This window comes from Streptomyces sp. NPDC085946, from assembly GCF_044540485.1.
Lineage (GTDB): Bacteria > Actinomycetota > Actinomycetes > Streptomycetales > Streptomycetaceae > Streptomyces.
Genome location: NZ_JBITSF010000008.1, coordinates 166,910 through 184,458, shown reverse-complemented (window position 1 = coordinate 184,458; position 17,549 = coordinate 166,910). Strand labels below are relative to the sequence as shown.

Sequence of the window (17,549 nt, the reverse complement as noted above, 5' to 3'; positions counted from 1 at the left end):
GACCGGACAGCGTCACCTGCCCTTGCGCACCGGGGACCGCCCGGCCTCCGCTCCGGCCGGACCGGCGTCGTCGTCGGCGTACGTCCCGCGGGAACCCGCCCTCCGCGCCGGGGCCACTCCGTCGAGGGGCGCGCCGCCCGCCGGGACGCCGACCACGGCCCACACCGTCTTGCCCGGCCCGCCGGCCCGTTCGCCGACTCCCCAGGCGTCGGCGAGCGCGGTCACCAACAGCAGGCCCCGGCCCCCGTCCGCCTCCGGGTCGCCGCTCCCCGCGTGCGGCCCGAGCTCCCCGCGGGTGTCGCTCACCTCCACCCGTACGAGCCTGCCGCCGCGGTCGGCCGTCAGCCGCAGCTCGGCGTCCCGGCCCGGCACCCGCCCGTGGGTCACGGCGTTGTTCGCCAGCTCGGCGGCGATCAGCTCCACGGCGTCGTGCGCGGGAGTGCCGTGGTGCCAGCCCCAGGCGTCCATCTGGCAGGAGGCGAGCCGGCGGGCGAGCCGGGCGCCGCGCGGCGAGGAGGTGAAGCGGAACGAGAACACCGTCTGATCGGCGAGGGGAAGCGGGAGCGAGGCCCGTCGCTCCCGGCGGGGGGAAGTGGTCATGCCCCGAAGATCCCGCGCCGCAACCGCCGTTCACCAGGCACGACACCCCCACGGCGGCGCTCTGTCGGGGTGCCGGACAGGCGGTGTCGGGCCTGTCGGGGCGAGCGCCTGCCGTCCCCTCACCGCGGCGGCGCGGATGCGGTCACGCCGACAGCCGGCGCACCCCGTCGTCGTCCGTCACCCGGATCAGGGACAGAGGGCCGGGTCCCGTACGGGCGCCGGGGAGCCGAGGCAGCGGCGGCACAGCGTCTCGTCGCCGGCCGGCCGGAAGAGGGTCGCCTGGACGTGGTCGCCCTCGCACTCCCGCAGGGCGGCCAGCCGGCCGGGCGGGCGGACAGGGCCGGGCCGGTCGGGAGCGGGCGTGACGGCGGTGCCGTCCGTGCCGGACACGGGCGGGACCTCGCGGAGCAGGTAGCGCAGCAGGCCGCCGGGGCGGTGGACCGGGGTGCCGTCGTCGGGGAGGCCGCGCAGGACGTGGGTGCGGACGGCGGCGGGGGTGTGGCCCGCCGCGAGCCAGCGGGAGACCAGCCGGGCCAGCTCGTCGTGCATGCCTAGGGGGACGCGGCGGAGGTCCGGGGAGAGGCGGGGGAGGGCGGCGACGAGGGCGCGGGCGGCTTCGGTGACCTCGGCTGTCTCCGGGGCGGTGACGGCGGCGTCCGGCTCGGCGGGACGGTGGGAGGTGTTTCCTCCGGGGTCTTTCTCTGGATGACCGTCGGTGGGCGGAGGGGTCGGAGCGCCGACGGCCGGAACGCGGGCACCCGGTGCGAGCTGGGGTGATGCGGGGGTGCCGGGTACGTGCACGGGCATCCGGCCGAGGAGCTTGGCGGCCTCGGCGGCGCTCAACGGGACATTGGAGACGAGCTGTTGGGTGATCCAGTGACCGCCGGGCCCCTGGACCCGCCGCTCGTGTACGAAGCCCTCCTCCTTGAGCTGCCGCTTGGCCCGCGTGAAGGCGCACGCCCCGATGCGGGCGCGCTCGGCGGTGCGCGACAACGATTCGCGCGCCCCCTCCGGGAGGGAGAGCTGCCAGGTCAGCAGCCGCACGGCGTCGGAGGACAACCGGGGATGCCGGATGAGCTCGTGGGAGAACTGCGTGAAGGCGCGCGGGGGCGCGATATGGTGCCGGTAAATCACGGTGGAGTCGCTTTCCACTGGTGGTCCAGGCCCTCGCGGACGGTTGCAGCCGTCGCGGGGGCCGATTTGCTGTGACGGTACCGCACGGAAAGTGCGCGCGCGTGCGCGTTGAGTAAAGAGGCCGGGGCCTGCCTCTCGGTGCGCTCACTCCTTATGTGTGGGCCGGCCAGAACCGGATGAGGTAGCGCTCCACCCCGTGACCGGTGCCCTCGCCCTCCGACAGGGCGGCGGCCTCGGCCCGGCCCGCGCAACCGACCCGGACCCGCCGCGAACCGCCGGATTCTCCCAGCACGATCACGTCGTCCGCCCGGCCCGTGTGCAGGGACCACACGGCGACCTGACCGCTCGTCGACTCGAAGTCGGCCTCGGCCTGCTCGTCCCACTCCGCCGGGTCCTCCTGCGGCGGCGGCCCGTCCCACACCTCGACGGTGACCGTGGCGGTGTGCGTGTGACCGCCGCTGGTGATGTCCAGATGACCGGGATGGGTGCCGAGGAAGGCGCTGTGGTCGAAGTCGTCGGGGAACGGGACCGGCAGGTCCGCGTCGTCGGACTCCTGCAACCCGAACGCGTGATGACCCACGTACGCGTCCACGCGCCGCTGCCGGACAAGCCGTGCCACGAACACCCCTTCGGGATTCCGATGCCGGAGGACGGTCCTTGCCGGAATGGTAGGCCGGTGCGGTGGGTCGGCTGCCGCGAGGCGGTTCACCCGTAAGCCGCAACTTGTCCCGCGGCGGGCATGGTTGACGTCCGCCTGTCCTACGGTGCGAGCGCGGGTGACCGGTGGACGGATGTGCCGAGGGGACGAGTGCGATGGAGTCGGGAGCGGACTCGGGTGCGGGCGTGGACGGCGCGGGGGCGGACTCGAACGGGGAGTTCCTGCGCTGCTTCGGGCGGCAGATGAAGCTGCTGCGGGAAGTCGCGGGGCTGACCCAGGCGCAGTTGGGCGAGCGGGTCGGCTACGGCGAGGCGCAGATCGCGGCGGTGGAGCAGGGGCGGCGGATCCCCCGGCCGGAACTGGTGGACGCGGTGGACCGGGAGGTGGGGGCGCGGGGGGTGCTGGTGGCCATGAAGGGGGAGGTGGCGAAGGCGCGGTATCCGGGGTTCTTCCGGCGGTACGCGCAGTTGGAGCCCGAGGCGGTCGAGCTGCACTCCTACTCCGACCACGTGGTCAAGGGGATCTTGCAGACGGAGGAGTACGCACGCGCGGTCTTCCGCATGTGGCGCCCGCTGCTGGACGAGGAGACGATCGAGCAGGGTGTGGCGGCGCGGATGGAGCGCCGGAAGCTGTTCGCGCGTCGGCCTGCTCCGTTGCTGAGCTTCGTCATCGAGGAACATGTGCTGCGGCGCCCTCTCGGAGGCCCGGAGGTACTGCGGGGCCAACTGGAACAGCTGCTGTCGTACGGGCACGAACGCAATGTGGAGATGCAGGTCATGCCGACGCGGTGCGACGAGCACGCAGGACTGGCCGGACCCTTCACATTGATCCATCTCTCCGATCAGCGCAGGATGGCCTACATGGAGGTGCAGGACACAAGTGCCCTGTACTCGGACCCGAAGAAGGTCGGTCCGCTGGAGGCGACGTACAGAGTCCTCTCGGCACAGGCGTTGACTCCCAGGGAGTCGCTGGCCTTCATCGAGAAGCTGTTGGGAGAGCTATGAAGACAGGCAGCCCCGCGCCTGCCGCTGGCGAACTGCGCTGGTTCAAGAGCAGCTACAGCGCGGGCAACGGCGGAGATTGCGTCGAGGTCGCGGACGCCGGTACGGCCGTACTGGTCCGCGACTCCAAGCGCCCGGACGTGGCGATCCTCAACGTGCCGTCTGCCCAGTGGACGGCGTTCGTGCGGATGGCCGCACGCAGCTGAGACGAACGAGGGGCGGCGGAGGGCCGATCGTGCTCCCCGCCGCCCCTCCCTCATGCCCGGAGGACGGCAGCGGCCCGGGGTCCGGCGTGCCGCCTCACCGGTACTCCGCTTCCGGCCGTCACCGGCATCTGAGTACGGATACTCAGTGATCATGATGACCGAAACGGATGGGGCGGGCGGTGCACCAGCCGTAGCGTGCTTCTCCGTCGGCGTGACGTTGCGGTCGCACGGGCACGACGACTCGGCGGCACGAGCACGGAGAAGGAGAACCACGCGTGGCGTGGGAGGAGTGGGAGCAACTCAAGAGCGCGGCGGTCGAACGGCACCGCGCACGGATGCAGCTCAACCAACTGCCCGCCGGCCAGGGGAGTACCGGCCCGGGCGGCGGCGGAGCTCACGGCAGGCTGAGGTCCGACAAGAAGGCGTGGTCCGCCGCCGGCGAGGGTGTCGCCGGCTTGCGGGACGACATCGGCAAGGCGCTGACGAAGCTGGAGGACGGCCAGACAGGACTCGGCGGGAGTCCCGGCTGTCTGACCGCGGCGGCCCAGAAGAAGGCGTACGACTCCTGGGTGCGCCGCGTGAAGGACATCAGCGGGCTGTGCGACGGACTGGCCGGCGTGCTGGAGAAGGCGGGGAACGACCAGCTGAGAACCGACCAGGCCATCAGGGACGCGATCGCCGGGCTGAGGGTCCACTCCGATCAGGCGTCCGCCGCCGGCGGCTCGGGCAAGGGCCGGTGATCCGGAAGCGTGGACCTCAAGACCCTCAAGAGCATCGACCCGTCCTCATACGCGGAAGCGGCGGACGGGTACCGCGCACTCAGTGGCATGGCCGACGCGGCCAGGGACCGTATCGACAAGCAGATCACCAGGGCCATGGAGAAGGCCAACGAGGGTGAGGCAGCGGATGCGGCGCTCAAGCAACTCCACAAGCTGTCGGAGAACTTCCACTACACCCAGGTGGAATGCGGCCTGATCAGCGGAGCGCTCAACGGTTTCTCGTCCGAGATCACCGCCCCGAGGCGCCGCCTGCTCGAAGCACTGGAGGACGCGAAGGGCCTGTCGTACACCGTGGACGCGGACGGCGGCGTCGGGTACCCCGCCGGTGGCGAGAACGCGCTGACCGGTGACGAGATCCCCGGCGGGACGATCAAGGGCAACACCGGTCTGTACGCTCCCGGCCTCGGCCCGGACACCTCCGGCCTGCACAGCCCCAACCCCCACCGCGCCAAAGCCCAGGACATCGCCGACCGCGTCGCCCACGCCGTGCGGGAGGCCACGGAGATCGACGAGCGGTACAGCAAGGCGCTGGGGGAGCTGAAGGCGGCCCCGGGGCTGACCGTCGACACCAGGACATGGGCGGATGTGGCGTCCGATGCCGGCGCCGTCGGCTCGGCCGCGAGTGCGTACCTACGGGACAACATCCCGCTGGACAAGTCGCCCGCCGACCGCAAGGAATGGTGGGACAGTCTCAGCGACGAGGAGCGTGACGAGTACAAGAGGGCTTTCCCGGAGGTCATCGGTAACCTGGACGGTATTCCGGCCATGGTTAGGGATGAGGTGAACCGTGAAAATCTTCCCCTGCTCATCGCGTCCCTGGAAGGGAAGAGCGACGAGGATTCCCAGACCAAGCTGGGCGGCCTCAAGGCCATCCAGGAGAGGTTGAGCAAGGTCAGTGTCCCGCCGATGTACCTCCTCGGTGTCGGCGACGAGGGAAATGGTCGGGCGATCATCTCCTTCGGTGATCCGGACACGTCCAAGAACGTCTCGGCATATGTGCCCGGTCTTGACACGAAGCTCGACGAGGAATTCGCCGACGGCACTGTGAACCGCGCTTTCTACACCGCCGAGCTGGGCCGGAAGATGGATCCCTCCACGGCCTCGATCGTCTGGCTCGGGTACGACGCGCCGCAGATGAAACCCCTAGAGCTGTTTTCCGGCTCCAGTGTCGCACTGACGAGCAACGCCGAGCACGGGGCCCCGGCCTACAACAGCTTCATGAGCGGTATCGCCGCCACCAATGAGAGCGCCGACCCGCACATTACAGCGATCGGCCATTCGTATGGCTCGCTGACGGTGGGGACCGCCGCGAAACAGGCCGGCGGTATTCCCGGTGTCGACGACATCATCCTGGTCGGCAGTCCAGGTGTCGGTGTGGACAGAGCAAGCGATCTGGGCGTCGGCAAGGATCACGTGTGGGTGGGATCCGCAGAGAACGACGTCGTGACCAAGCTTCCGTCCCCGAAGGAAAATGGCGGCGCACTCCTGGGCGGTGGCGTCGGGGCCATCGCGGGCGGCCCGGCCGGAGCGCTGATCGGCGCTACCGCCGGTGGTAGCGTGAGCGACTCCGACAACAACGACCTGTGGTTCGGCAAGGATCCGGCCAGCGCGGAGTTCGGGGCCAACAGATTCAAAACGATGCCAGGTCCGACGCTCGTTTCTGTGCCGGAAGTCTGGAATTCCGATCTGACGATCGATGCGCATTCGAATTACTTCAACCCGGAACGAGGGAAAGACCAGGTGTCAGCGAGGAATATCGCCGCAATCGTCGCCGGCGAACCCGGTTTCGTGTCGAGGGAGAAGCCGCGATGAGGAACAGGGTGGTGGCGGCCGCCGCGCTGGTCCTGCTGCTCGCCGGATGCGGGCCGGCCGAATCCGAATCTTCCTCCGACCACCAGGGCTCGAAAATGAACATGCAAGAGGCGGCCGATCGCGCGGACGCCATCCTCGACGGAACGTTCGCGGCCATCAAGCCCGCCGTCCAGTGGACACCCGCATACACCACGCCGGCCGAGTGCTACGTGGACCGCGACCGGACGGTCATGACGATCATCTCGGAGCAGCGGCGTGCGGCATTCCTCGGAGTGGTGGAGCGCTACTGGAAGAGCCGGGGATACGAACTGATCGACGTCAGCGCGAACGGGCTGGCGGCCAATTTCAAGACTCAGGACGGGTTCCAGCTGCAAGTGCTCATCGGCGCTCATGGTCAAGCCCACTTCAGTGTGACCACGCCTTGCGTGGAGGAATCCGAAGTGTCCGCCCCGAGCAGTCCGCCCGCTGGTCCCGACTATTCACAGCAGGAGGTTCCCGCACCAAATGTCCATTCGGACTTCTGGTCCTCCGATGATCCCCTCCCTTCTTCCTCGCCGAACGGGACGTGACCAAAGGGCCGCGCGTCGCGTTCCTGCGCTCCACTTGGAGAGGGCCGGCTGAGCCACCGGCCCGGTCGGTCGAACCCGGCCGCCTCAGACCGCCGGCTGCTGCGTCAACGTGCCCGGCAGCCGGGGAGCCGGACCGCCCCGGCCCTCCGGAGGAACGCCGTGGGCCGCCCCCCTACAACCGCTCCTCCCGCACCACATCCAGGTCGATGAACCTGGGCTCCTCCTCGCAGAGGGCCACCATCTCCTGGAAGATCCGGTCGGTCTCCGGCAGCTTGGAGTTCTGCATCGCCTCCTCGTACGAGGGGAACTCCACGATCTCGACGATGTGCGACGCGTCCGAGCGGTCCTTGCCGACCACCGCGTGCGTCGCCGTCCGCTTCCCCTTGGTCTGCTCGACCCAGGTGTCCATCAGGCGGTTCACCTCGTCGAACCGCTCGGTCCTGCACTCGATGAGCTGTACGAAGGTCATGGCACCTGCCTCCGGCCCCTCTGATCCGGTGATCCGGTCGGACAGCACCATTCTCCGCCGGGCCCCCGTCGCGCGCCTCTCCTGCCCGCCGCCCCGCCCCGCCCCGCCACGAACCGCCGGCCGGCTCACGCGCCCCGCGCCCGCTACCGCGGCCCGTACTTCCGCCCCGTCTTCGACGTGATCCCGCCGAGCATCCCGCGCGGCACCAGCTTCGCCGCCCCCATCAGCGCCTTGTAGCGCGGGTCCGGGATCGACAGCGTCTTGCCGCGGGCCAGGTCGCCGAGCGCCGCCGCGACCAGCTTGTCCGCGTCGAGCCACAGCCAGCCCGGGATGTTGTCCGTGCCCATCCCGGCCCGCGCGTGGAACTCCGTACGCACGAACCCGGGGCACAGCGCCATCAGCCGGACGCCGCTGCCGGCCAGGTCCCGCGCCGCGCCCTGCGTGAACTGAACGACCCACGCCTTCGACGCCCCGTACGTGCCCCGGGGCAAGAAGGCCGCCACCGACGCCACGTTGACGACACCCCCGCGGCCCCGCTCCCGCATCGCCTCCGTCGCCGCCGACGTCAGCCGCAGCACCGCCTCGCAGTGCACCTTGAGCATCCTCAGCTCGTCGGCCATGGACACTTCGAGGTAGCGGCCCTTGTTGCCGAACCCGGCGTTGTTGATCAGCAGGTCGACGGGGTTCTTGCGGTCGCCCAGCCGGGCGGCCACCGCCTCGATGCCCCGGTCCTCCGCCAGGTCGGCCGTCAGCACCTCCGCCTCGATGCCGTGCCGGTCGTGCAGCTCGGTCGCCTGTTCGCGCAGCCGCTGGGTGTCGCGGGCCACCAGCACCAGGTCGTGCCCGTCGGCCGCCAGTCGCCGCGCGAACGCGGCCCCGATGCCTGCCGTCGATCCCGTAATCAGAGCCGTTGTCATGGCCCAAGAGTAGTTACCCGTACCGCGCGCGTCCGCTCCCGTCGGGCCCCGTCGCCAACCCCCTTGAGCACCGCGGGGATTGGGGGAGGTGACGCATCGTCACCTCCCCGCCGGGCCGGTTTCCGCCGCGCCGCGCCCCTCAGCCGGCGTACTTCTCCGCGTACGTCCGGGCCGCCTCCAGCACCTCCGGATGCAGCGCCCCGCCCGCCGCGAGCAGCCGCGGCAGCAGGGTCCGTTCGGTGGTGGCGGCCCGGAACTGCAGCGCCACGGTCACGTCGTGGTCCGGCCGGTGCACGATCTCCACCGGGTCGCCCGCCCGGATCTCCCCGGGCTCGATCACCCGCAGGTACGCCCCGGGCGCGCCCCGCTCCGTGAAGCGCCGCACCCACCCCTTCTCGCCCAGGTGGCCCTGGAAGGTGCGGCAGGGGATCCGCCCCGAGGTGACCTCCAGCACCACCCGGGACCCGATGCGCCAGCGTTCGCCGATCAGCGCGCCGGAGACGTCCAGCCCCTGCGTGGTGAGGTTCTCGCCGAACGCGCCGTCGGCCAGCTCACGGCCCAGTTCGCGTTCCCATTCCCGCAGGTCCTCGCGCGCCATGGCGTACACCGCCTGGTCGTCGCCGCCGTGGTGCCGGGTGTGGCACACCGCGTCCCCGGCCAGTCCGCTCGCGCCGACGCCCTTCGGGCCGGGCGCCGCCACCCGGACGGGCCCGTCCACCGGCCGCTTGTCTATGCCGGTCACGCCGTCCGGGTGATCCGTGTAGGGCACGGCCTTCGCCCGGCCCAGATTCACTGACAGAAGCTTCATGGCCGCACGGTAGGAGACGGAACCCCAAAGCGTCGACGCATTATTCGGTTTTACGTCAAAGCCTCGCTTATCCTCGACGTGTGATCGAAGCCCGCCATCTCCGTGTCCTGCGCGCCGTGGCCACCACCGGCTCCTTCTCCGCGGCCGGACGCGAACTCGGCTGCACCCAGCCCGCCGTCAGCCAGCAGATGAAGGCCCTGGAGGCCTCCGTCGGCACCCCGCTGCTGGTCCGCACCGGACGCGAGATGCGCCTGACGCAGGCCGGCGAGGCGCTGGTGCGGCACGCCGCCGGGATCCTCGCCGGGCTCACGGCCGCCGAGGAGGAGGTCGCCGCCATCGCCGGGCTGCGCGCCGGCCGGGTGCGGCTGGTGTCCTTCCCCAGCGGCAGTTCCACGCTCGTCCCGACGGCCCTCGCCGCGCTGCGCGAGGCGCACCCCGGCACCCGGGTCTCCCTGGTGGAGGCCGAGCCGCCCCGCTCCGTGGGCCTCCTGCGCGACGGCGACTGCGACGTGGCCCTCGCCTTCCGGTACGAGGGCGCGGCGGGCGCCGAGGAGTGGGACGACCTCGTCGTGCGGCCGCTGCTGAAGGACCGGCTGGTCGCGCTCGTCCCCGAGACCCACCGGCTCGCGGGCGCGCGGTCCGTCGCCATCGGCGAACTCGCGCACGAGCCGTGGATCGCGGGCTGCCCGCGCTGCCGCGGCCAGCTGGTCGAGGTGTGCGAGAAGGCCGGCTTCACCCCCCGCATCGACTTCGCGACCGACGACTACCCGGCGGTCGTCGGCCTGGTCGGCGCCGGCCTCGGGGTCGCCGTCCTGCCGCAGCTGGCCGTGGAGTCCGTACGGCCCCGGGGGGTGCGGACCGTGACGCTGGAACCGGCGGTGCGGCGGGAGATCGTCGCGCTCACGCTGCCCGACCTCGCACAGGTGCCGGCCGTGGCGGCCACGCTGGACCGGCTCGCCCGGGCGGCGGCGCGCTAGGCCCGCACCGCCCCCGGACCTGCCCGGACCCGCCCGGGCCACCGGGGCGGAAAAAGCTGAGGGCACGCGCACGCGTGCCCTGGGTGCAGAAACGTTCCTTTAAGTGTTCGACTAAGTGTTCGACGTGGCGTGCCCGGTGGTCGTCGAAGCCGACACCAGCCTGTTGCGCGCCCGTCCCATCAGTTCTTCGCGCTCGTCCTCGGTCAGTCCGCCCCACACCCCGTACGGTTCGCGCACCGCCAGTGCGTGGGCGGCGCACTCGGCGCGCACCGGGCACCTCATGCAGACCTCTTTGGCCGAGTTCTCGCGGGCACTTCGAGCCGCACCGCGCTCACCCTCCGGATGGAAGAAGAGCGAGCTGTCCACCCCGCGACAGGCAGCGAGCAGCTGCCAGTCCCACAGGTCCGCGTTCGGTCCGGGAAGGCGGGAGAAATCTGCCATTGCGTGACCCCTTGTAGCCGTTCTGGGCGGATCCGGTGTCCACGACCGTACAACTACGATCTAAGGAGATGAAAATATGACTCATTGCGAATCTAGTCGCAGACACCAGCGAAGGGGAAGAAAAGGGTCTAAATGGGGCATAGGTTGTGATGAAAGGTTGAGGGTCTGTTGCGCATGTCTGCACCGTGTCCGTCCCCTCACGTAGAGTGCCGAAGAGGGCGGACGGCCCCGTAACTCTTTCGAGTGACCGTCGTTGAGAGTGCCGAGGCGGTTGAAAGAACAAGCGCTCGGGCGGGCGTCCGAGACGGTCGACCGCACAGGTGACGATTTCGTACCAGCCTGGAGGCTCTAGGTGACGCGCATCAGCTGCGGAGGGCGGCCATGACTTCCGTCCTCGTCTGCGACGACTCCCCGCTTGCCCGAGAGGCGCTCCGCCGCGCGGTCGCGACCGTGCCCGGCGTCGAGCGCGTGACGACGGCGGCCAACGGCGAGGAAGTCCTCCGCCGCTGGGGCGCCGACCGCTCGGACCTGATTCTGATGGACGTGCGCATGCCCGGTCTGGGCGGCGTGGAGACCGTCCGGCGGCTGCTGTCCGCGGACCCCGGCGCGCGCATCATCATGCTCACGGTCGCCGAGGACCTGGACGGCGTGGCGCTCGCGGTGGCCGCCGGTGCCCGCGGGTACCTGCACAAGGACGCCTCGCGCGCCGAGCTGCGCGCGACGGTGACCCAGGCGCTCGCCGACCCGACCTGGCGGCTCGCCCCGCGCCGGCTGCGCTCGGCCGAGATGGGCGCCGCGCCCACGCTCACCGCGCGTGAGATCCAGGTGCTCGAAGGCATGAGCCACGGCCGCTCCAACGCCGAGATCGGCCGCGAGCTGTTCCTCTCCGAGGACACCGTCAAGACCCACGCCCGGCGCCTCTTCAAGAAGCTCGGCGCGTCGGACCGGGCCCACGCCGTGGCGCTCGGCTTCCGGTGGGGCCTGGTGCGCTAGGGCCTGTCCCTCGGATCGGGCCGGCCTCCACGCGCGGTACCCGGCGGACGCCGGCGGGCGGGGGCACGCGGATGCCCCCGCGCGGGCCGCACGCGCGCGGGACCGCGTCGGCCGCCGCCGACCGCGCCGGTGCGGGCCCGTCCCCGCCCGGACGGGGCCGAGAGCCCGGGAGGACCCCCGCCGGGTCCCGCGCGCCCGGGGCGATCCGCGAGACAGGTCCCGCAGACCACCGCGTACGTCGTGCCGGGGGCACGGGCGTCCCGGACAACCAGCAGGCGGGCAGGGGTGCGCACCGGACCCGTCGGATGCCCGCTGCTCGTTTCGCCGCGGATGCCGCATCCTTGAGGTGTGGAGTCTCTCGGGGACGAGTCGGTCGAGCGGAAGGGGAGGGCGCAGGGGATGAGTTCCGGCGCACCTGCTCATAACGCTTCGGTGCACAACAACGGACGCGGTGCCGCGGACCGTGCGGCCGCAGGGCACCATGGACCGATGCGCGACGAGGAGGCGACGGCTGCCCACGGGGCGATCGGTGAGCTCGTCCACCGCGCCGTCGACGGGGACGCGCAGGCCACGCACGACCTGCTCGCCCACGTCCACCCCCTCGCGCTGCGGTACTGCCGCACCCGCCTGTCGCGGCTCCCGGGCGACGCCCGGCACTTCGTCGAGGACCTCGCCCAGGAGGTCTGCGTGGCGGTGCTCCTCGCGCTGCCCCGCTACAAGGACACCGGCCGGCCCTTCGAGGCGTTCGTCTTCGCCATCGCCGCGCACAAGGTCGCCGACCTCCAGCGCGCCGCGATGCGCCACCCCGGCTCGACGGCCGTGCCCTCGGACGAGATGCCCGAGCGCCCCGACGACTCCCTGGGGCCCGAGGAGCGGGCCCTGCTGAGCAGCGACGCCGAATGGGCCAAGAAGCTCCTGGCCAACCTCCCGGAGAGCCAGCGGGAGCTGCTGCTGCTGCGCATCGCGGTGGGCCTCACGGCCGAGGAGACGGGCCGGATGTTGGGAATGTCACCCGGCGCGGTCCGGGTGGCGCAGCACCGGGCGCTGAGCAGGCTGAGGGCACTGGCCGAGCAGTAAGACCGCGTCCCCGGCTCCTAAATGAACAGGCGGCCCCCCGTTTCCGTACGAACATACGAAGCCCGGGGCCGCTCCGAACCGTGGAATGAGACGGCCATGCTTCCCGTTAGCATGGACATCCGCACCGATCAAGGCCATTTGGGGAAGGTGTCATGACTGCCAACGTCGACGGAGTGCCCGAGAAATTCGCGACACTCGGGCTGACCTACGACGACGTGCTGCTGCTGCCGGGCGCATCCGAGGTGCTCCCCAACGCGGTCGACACCTCGTCCCGCGTCTCCCGCAACGTCCGGGTGAACATCCCGCTGCTCTCCGCGGCGATGGACAAGGTCACCGAGTCCCGCATGGCGATCGCCATGGCCCGTCAGGGCGGCGTCGGCGTGCTGCACCGCAACCTCTCCATCGAGGACCAGGTCAACCAGGTCGACCTGGTGAAGCGCTCCGAGTCCGGCATGGTCACCGACCCCATCACGGTGCACCCCGACGCGACGCTGGGCGAGGCCGACGCCCTGTGCGCCAAGTTCCGCATCAGCGGCGTCCCGGTCACCGACCCGGCCGGCAAGCTGCTCGGCATCGTCACCAACCGCGACATGGCCTTCGAGACCGACCGCTCCCGGCAGGTGCGCGAGGTCATGACCCCGATGCCGCTGGTCACCGGCAGGGTCGGCATCTCCGGCGCCGACGCCATGGAGCTGCTGCGCCGCCACAAGATCGAGAAGCTTCCCCTGGTCGACGAGGCGGGCGTCCTCAAGGGCCTCATCACGGTCAAGGACTTCGTCAAGGCCGAGCAGTACCCCAACGCCGCGAAGGACGCCGAGGGCCGCCTGATCGTCGGTGCCGCCGTGGGCGCCAGCCCCGAGGCGCTGGAGCGGGCCCAGGCGCTGGCCGAGGCCGGTGTGGACTTCCTGGTCGTCGACACCTCGCACGGCCACAACAGCAACGCCCTGAGCTGGATGGCGAAGATCAAGTCGAGCGTCCGCGTCGACGTGATCGGCGGCAACGTCGCCACCCGTGACGGCGCCCAGGCGCTCATCGACGCCGGTGTCGACGGCATCAAGGTGGGCGTGGGCCCCGGCTCGATCTGCACCACCCGCGTGGTCGCCGGCATCGGCGTCCCCCAGGTCACCGCCATCTACGAGGCGTCCCTCGCGGCCCGCCCGGCGGGCGTCCCGCTGATCGGCGACGGCGGTCTGCAGTACTCCGGCGACATCGGCAAGGCGCTCGCCGCCGGCGCCGACACGGTGATGCTCGGCAGCCTCCTCGCCGGCTGCGAGGAGTCGCCCGGCGAGCTCCAGTTCATCAACGGCAAGCAGTTCAAGTCCTACCGCGGGATGGGCTCGCTCGGCGCGATGCAGTCCCGGGGCCAGGGCCGGTCGTACTCCAAGGACCGCTACTTCCAGGCCGAGGTGGCCTCCGACGACAAGCTCGTGCCCGAGGGCATCGAGGGCCAGGTGCCCTACCGCGGCCCGCTGGCCAACGTGCTGCACCAGCTCGTCGGCGGTCTGCGCCAGACCATGGGCTACGTGGGGGCCGCCACCATCGAGGAGATGGAGACCAAGGGCCGCTTCGTCCGCATCACCTCGGCGGGCCTCAAGGAGAGCCACCCGCACGACATCCAGATGACCGTCGAGGCGCCGAACTACAGCGCCAAGCGGTGACACGCGCGCGCGTGGCGCGTGCCCCCGGCGTCCGAAGGGCGGCCCCGGAGCTTCCGGGGCCGCCCTCGCCGTACCTGCGGCGGGCCGCTGCCGTACCCGTCGGCGATACTGGAAGACGCTGAAACGCATCAGGGAAAGGCCACACATCGTGACTGAGATCGAGATCGGGCGCGGCAAGCGCGGCCGCCGGGCGTACGCCTTCGACGACATCGCCGTCGTCCCCAGCCGCCGTACCCGGGACCCGAAGGAGGTCTCGATCGCCTGGCAGATCGACGCCTACCGCTTCGAGCTGCCGTTCCTGGCCGCCCCCATGGACTCGGTCGTCTCCCCGGCCACCGCGATCCGCATCGGCGAGCTCGGCGGCCTGGGCGTGCTGAACCTCGAGGGCCTGTGGACGCGGTACGAGGACCCGCAGCCGCTGCTGGACGAGATCGCGGAGCTGCCCGCCGGGGCGGCCACCCGCCGCCTGCAGGAGATCTACGCGGCTCCCATCAAGGAGGAGCTGATCGGCGCGCGCATCAAGGAGGTGCGCGACGCCGGCGTCGTCACCGCCGCCGCGCTGTCCCCGCAGCGCACGGCCCAGTTCTCCAAGGCCGTGGTGGACGCGGGCGTGGACATCTTCGTCATCCGCGGCACCACGGTGTCGGCGGAGCACGTCTCCCACTCGCACGAGCCGCTGAACCTGAAGCAGTTCATCTACGAGCTCGACGTCCCGGTGATCGTCGGCGGCTGTGCCACCTACACCGCCGCCCTGCACCTCATGCGCACCGGCGCGGCCGGCGTGCTGGTCGGCTTCGGCGGCGGCGCCGCGCACACCACGCGCAACGTGCTGGGCATCCAGGTCCCCATGGCGACCGCGGTCGCCGACGTGGCCGCGGCCCGCCGCGACTACATGGACGAGTCCGGCGGCCGGTACGTGCACGTCATCGCGGACGGCGGCGTCGGCTGGTCCGGCGACCTGCCCAAGGCGATCGCCTGCGGCGCCGACGCGGTCATGATGGGCTCCCCGCTGGCCCGCGCGACCGACGGCCCGGGCAAGGGCAACCACTGGGGCATGGAGGCGGTCAACGAGGAGCTGCCGCGCGGCCAGAAGGTCGACCTCGGCACCGTCGGCACCATCGAGGAGATCCTCACCGGCCCGTCCCACATCCCGGACGGTTCGATGAACTTCTTCGGCGCCCTGCGCCGTGCCATGGCCACCACCGGCTACAGCGAGCTGAAGGAGTTCCAGCGCGTCGAGGTGACGGTGGCGGAGTCGCAGCACCGCCGCTGACCCGTACCGGACGGATCCGTACCGGACGGACCCGTCGCGGAGGGCCGTACGACGCCGGAGGGCCCGCTCACCGTGGGGTGAGCGGGCCCTCCACGTCCGGCCCGCAGGCCCCTCGGAGCGCGGCCTTCCTGGCGCCGGAGAACGCGGCGAACGCGGCGATCGTGAAGAACAGGCAGGTCATCGCGTCGGCGGTCTCCTTCCAGCCCTCGGTCAGCAGGCCGAAGTGCTCGGTGAGGAGGGTGGTCGCCGAGACGCCGAGACGCCGAGTTCGTCGGCGCCGGTCGTCGCGATGCCGACGAGCCGGCCGAGGTGGACCGCGCCCAGGGACAGCACGGCGCTCGCCACGGGCAGCACCGGGTCGGCGCCGCCGGCCTTGCCGACGGCGAAACCGACCAGGAAGCCGACGCCGGCCGCGGCGTAGCCGATCCCGTACTCGGTGGCGCCAGCGACGGCGCCGTGGAGACCGGCCGTGACCAGGGCCGCGACGACGGCGGCCGGCAGGCCGAGCACGAGGTTGCCGCGCGCGGGCGGCACGGCGCCCGGCTGGTGGGCGAACGGGTTGCCGTCGGCGGGCTGCGGCGGCATTGGCTGGGTCGTGACAGGTATCCCCCCACGGGCCAGGCGGCGAAGCGGTGTGGTGTGTGCGCACGAGGGTGCGGCGAGTCGCCGAAGGGCAACAGGCGGGCCGAGCGCCCGCACCGGCGATTTCGCAGCTCTCCGGCGTGGTCGCGCGCTGTCCCCGGCCGGCCGGGCCGCGTCCGCCTCGGAGCGGCTGCGGCGCACCGGATGCCGGGCTCACCGGCATCCGGCGCGTACCGGCCGCCTCGCGGTCAGAGCCGGTGCGCGGCCCCCGTCGGCGCGGCGCCCCGGGTGTCCAGGAGCAGCTGTGCCTTCACCGACAGCCCTTGCAGGTCGTACGTGCGGTGCTGCTGGAGCAGGATCGTCAGGTCCGCGTCGGCCACCGCCTCGTAGAGGGAGTCCACGCGCGGGATGGGGCGGTCGAGGACGCTCCAGGCGGGCACGAGCGGGTCGTGGTAGCTGACCGACGCGCCCAGCTCCATCAGGCGCAGCGCGATCTCCCGGGCGGGTGTGCCCCGCTGGTCGGCGAGGTCGGGCTTGTAGGTGACGCCGAGGAGCAGCACCCGCGCGCCGCGCGCCGACTTGCCGTGCTCGTTGAGGAGGGTGGCGGCGCGCTGGACGACGTACCGGGGCATCCGGCTGTTGACCTCCTGGGCCAGCTCCACCATGCGCAGGGGGCGGCCCGCGCGGGCGGTCAGGTCCTGGGGGACGGCGTGGCCGCCGACGCCCGGGCCGGGGCGGAACGCCTGGAAGCCGAACGGCTTGGTCTCCGCGCAGCGGATGACGTCCCACAGGTCGACGCCCAGGTCGTGGCAGAGGACGGCCATCTCGTTGACGAGGGCGATGTTGACGTGCCGGTAGTTGGTCTCCAGCACCTGCACGGTCTCGGCCTCGCGCGGCCCGCGCGCGCGTACCACCTTGTCGGTGAGCCGTCCGTAGAAGGCGGCGGCCGACTCGGTGCAGGCGGGGGTGAGGCCGCCGATGACCTTGGGGGTGTTGGCGGGGCTGAAGTCGCGGTTGCCGGGGTCCACGCGGCTGGGGGAGTAGGCGAGGTGGAAGTCGCGGCCGGCCCGCAGCCCCGACCCCTTCTCCAGCAGCGGGCGCAGGACGTCCTCCGTGGTGCCCGGGTGCACGGGCGACTCCAGGATCACCGTGGTGTGCGGGCGCATGTGCCCGGCCAGGGTGCGCGCGGCCGCCTCCACCTGGGTGAGGTCCAGCCCGCCGTCCGCGCCCCGCGGGGTCGGCGCGCAGATGACCGCGGTGCGCACCCGCCCGAGCGCGGCCGGGTCGGTGGCCTGCCGGAAGCCCCCCGAGAGCATCCGGCGCAGTTCGGCGGGGCTGAGCGAACCGGCCTCCTGCCCCGTCCGGTACCCGAGGGTGGGGATGCCGGCGGCGACGGCGGCCTGGGCCAGGGGCAGGCCGTACGAGCCGAGTCCGATGACGGCGAGGTCTGCGGGCATGAGCCGTCCTTCCCGGTAGCCGAAGTGGGACAGACGCGCAAGCCCTGTGGACAGGACGAGCGAGCGCAATGTCAGACTAGGAGTAAATATGACCGTTATGCGGGATTGATGGCTTGCGTCGCGCGTCTTTCGGCGGGT

General features: G+C 71.7%; 18 protein-coding genes and 1 pseudogene. 10 read left to right on the top strand and 9 right to left on the bottom strand.

All coding sequences use genetic code 11. The features are described 5' to 3' along the window. Positions 1-12: 12 nt before the first annotated feature. From ACIF8T_RS18225 to ACIF8T_RS18215, 3 genes are all read right to left on the bottom strand, one after another. A complete protein-coding gene (locus ACIF8T_RS18225) occupies positions 13-600 on the bottom strand; it encodes an ATP-binding protein (RefSeq protein WP_400036154.1) in 588 nt (195 codons plus the stop codon). 186 nt (positions 601-786) lie between these two features. Next, complete coding sequence (locus ACIF8T_RS18220) at positions 787-1,734, bottom strand: hypothetical protein (RefSeq protein ID WP_400036152.1); 948 nt, start codon at positions 1,732-1,734, stop codon at positions 787-789. Positions 1,735-1,885: 151 nt separating this feature from the next. Next, positions 1,886-2,353, bottom strand: coding sequence for a hypothetical protein (locus tag ACIF8T_RS18215; RefSeq protein WP_400036150.1), 468 nt, complete (start codon positions 2,351-2,353; stop codon positions 1,886-1,888). 194 nt (positions 2,354-2,547) lie between these two features. On the opposite strand from ACIF8T_RS18215, the gene ACIF8T_RS18210 reads away from it, so the two are divergent. The 5 genes from ACIF8T_RS18210 (at position 2,548) to ACIF8T_RS18190 (ending at position 6,759) form a co-directional block, all read left to right on the top strand. Then, complete coding sequence (locus ACIF8T_RS18210; RefSeq protein ID WP_400036148.1) at positions 2,548-3,396, top strand: Scr1 family TA system antitoxin-like transcriptional regulator; 849 nt, start codon at positions 2,548-2,550, stop codon at positions 3,394-3,396. Beyond that, on the top strand, positions 3,393-3,599 hold the full coding sequence (locus ACIF8T_RS18205; RefSeq protein WP_400036146.1) for a DUF397 domain-containing protein: 207 nt from the start codon (positions 3,393-3,395) through the stop codon (positions 3,597-3,599). The genes ACIF8T_RS18210 and ACIF8T_RS18205 overlap by 4 nt, the downstream gene beginning before the upstream one ends. Positions 3,600-3,874: 275 nt before the next feature. Then, positions 3,875-4,339 (top strand): hypothetical protein, encoded by a 465-nt coding sequence (locus tag ACIF8T_RS18200; RefSeq protein ID WP_400036145.1) that lies wholly within the window; start codon positions 3,875-3,877, stop codon positions 4,337-4,339. Between the two features lie 9 nt (positions 4,340-4,348). Beyond that, a complete protein-coding gene (locus tag ACIF8T_RS18195) occupies positions 4,349-6,190 on the top strand; it encodes an alpha/beta hydrolase (protein WP_400036143.1) in 1,842 nt (613 codons plus the stop codon). A gap of 11 nt (positions 6,191-6,201) precedes the next feature. Further along, positions 6,202-6,759 (top strand): hypothetical protein, encoded by a 558-nt coding sequence (locus tag ACIF8T_RS18190; protein WP_400036141.1) that lies wholly within the window; start codon positions 6,202-6,204, stop codon positions 6,757-6,759. 175 nt (positions 6,760-6,934) lie between these two features. Here the strand turns inward: ACIF8T_RS18190 and ACIF8T_RS18185 are convergent. The 3 genes and pseudogenes from ACIF8T_RS18185 to ACIF8T_RS18175 form a co-directional block, all read right to left on the bottom strand. Next, a pseudogene (locus ACIF8T_RS18185) lies at positions 6,935-7,228 on the bottom strand (ester cyclase); the annotation flags it as partial. 143 nt (positions 7,229-7,371) lie between these two features. Continuing rightward, positions 7,372-8,145: an SDR family NAD(P)-dependent oxidoreductase gene (locus ACIF8T_RS18180; RefSeq protein ID WP_400036139.1), complete on the bottom strand. Its 774-nt coding sequence runs from the start codon at positions 8,143-8,145 to the stop codon at positions 7,372-7,374. 139 nt (positions 8,146-8,284) lie between these two features. Then, positions 8,285-8,953, bottom strand: a complete 669-nt coding sequence (locus ACIF8T_RS18175) for an MOSC domain-containing protein (RefSeq protein WP_400036137.1) — start codon at positions 8,951-8,953, stop codon at positions 8,285-8,287. A gap of 80 nt (positions 8,954-9,033) precedes the next feature. Between ACIF8T_RS18175 and ACIF8T_RS18170 the strand changes: the two genes are divergently transcribed. Continuing rightward, positions 9,034-9,930 (top strand): LysR family transcriptional regulator, encoded by an 897-nt coding sequence (locus ACIF8T_RS18170; RefSeq protein WP_400036135.1) that lies wholly within the window; start codon positions 9,034-9,036, stop codon positions 9,928-9,930. 111 nt (positions 9,931-10,041) lie between these two features. On the opposite strand, the gene ACIF8T_RS18165 is transcribed toward ACIF8T_RS18170, so the two are convergent. After that, positions 10,042-10,371, bottom strand: coding sequence for a WhiB family transcriptional regulator (locus tag ACIF8T_RS18165; protein WP_400036133.1), 330 nt, complete (start codon positions 10,369-10,371; stop codon positions 10,042-10,044). Between the two features lie 381 nt (positions 10,372-10,752). Between ACIF8T_RS18165 and ACIF8T_RS18160 the strand changes: the two genes are divergently transcribed. The 4 genes from ACIF8T_RS18160 to ACIF8T_RS18145 all read left to right on the top strand — a co-directional run bounded on the left by ACIF8T_RS18160 (position 10,753) and on the right by ACIF8T_RS18145 (position 15,372). After that, positions 10,753-11,364, top strand: coding sequence for a response regulator transcription factor (locus ACIF8T_RS18160; protein WP_003948568.1), 612 nt, complete (start codon positions 10,753-10,755; stop codon positions 11,362-11,364). A gap of 489 nt (positions 11,365-11,853) precedes the next feature. Next, positions 11,854-12,441, top strand: a complete 588-nt coding sequence (locus tag ACIF8T_RS18155; RefSeq protein ID WP_400036131.1) for a sigma-70 family RNA polymerase sigma factor — start codon at positions 11,854-11,856, stop codon at positions 12,439-12,441. Between the two features lie 152 nt (positions 12,442-12,593). Further along, complete coding sequence (guaB, locus tag ACIF8T_RS18150; RefSeq protein WP_400036129.1) at positions 12,594-14,099, top strand: IMP dehydrogenase; 1,506 nt, start codon at positions 12,594-12,596, stop codon at positions 14,097-14,099. Positions 14,100-14,247: 148 nt separating this feature from the next. Further along, positions 14,248-15,372 carry a GuaB3 family IMP dehydrogenase-related protein gene (locus ACIF8T_RS18145; RefSeq protein ID WP_400036127.1) on the top strand — a complete coding sequence of 375 codons (1,125 nt, stop codon included), beginning with the start codon at positions 14,248-14,250 and terminating at the stop codon, positions 15,370-15,372. A gap of 210 nt (positions 15,373-15,582) precedes the next feature. Here ACIF8T_RS18145 and ACIF8T_RS18140 read toward each other — a convergent pair whose 3' ends face one another. Then, complete coding sequence (locus tag ACIF8T_RS18140) at positions 15,583-15,957, bottom strand: hypothetical protein (RefSeq protein ID WP_400036125.1); 375 nt, start codon at positions 15,955-15,957, stop codon at positions 15,583-15,585. Between the two features lie 245 nt (positions 15,958-16,202). Beyond that, a complete protein-coding gene (locus ACIF8T_RS18135) occupies positions 16,203-17,411 on the bottom strand; it encodes a nucleotide sugar dehydrogenase (protein WP_400036123.1) in 1,209 nt (402 codons plus the stop codon). Positions 17,412-17,549: the final 138 nt, after the last annotated feature.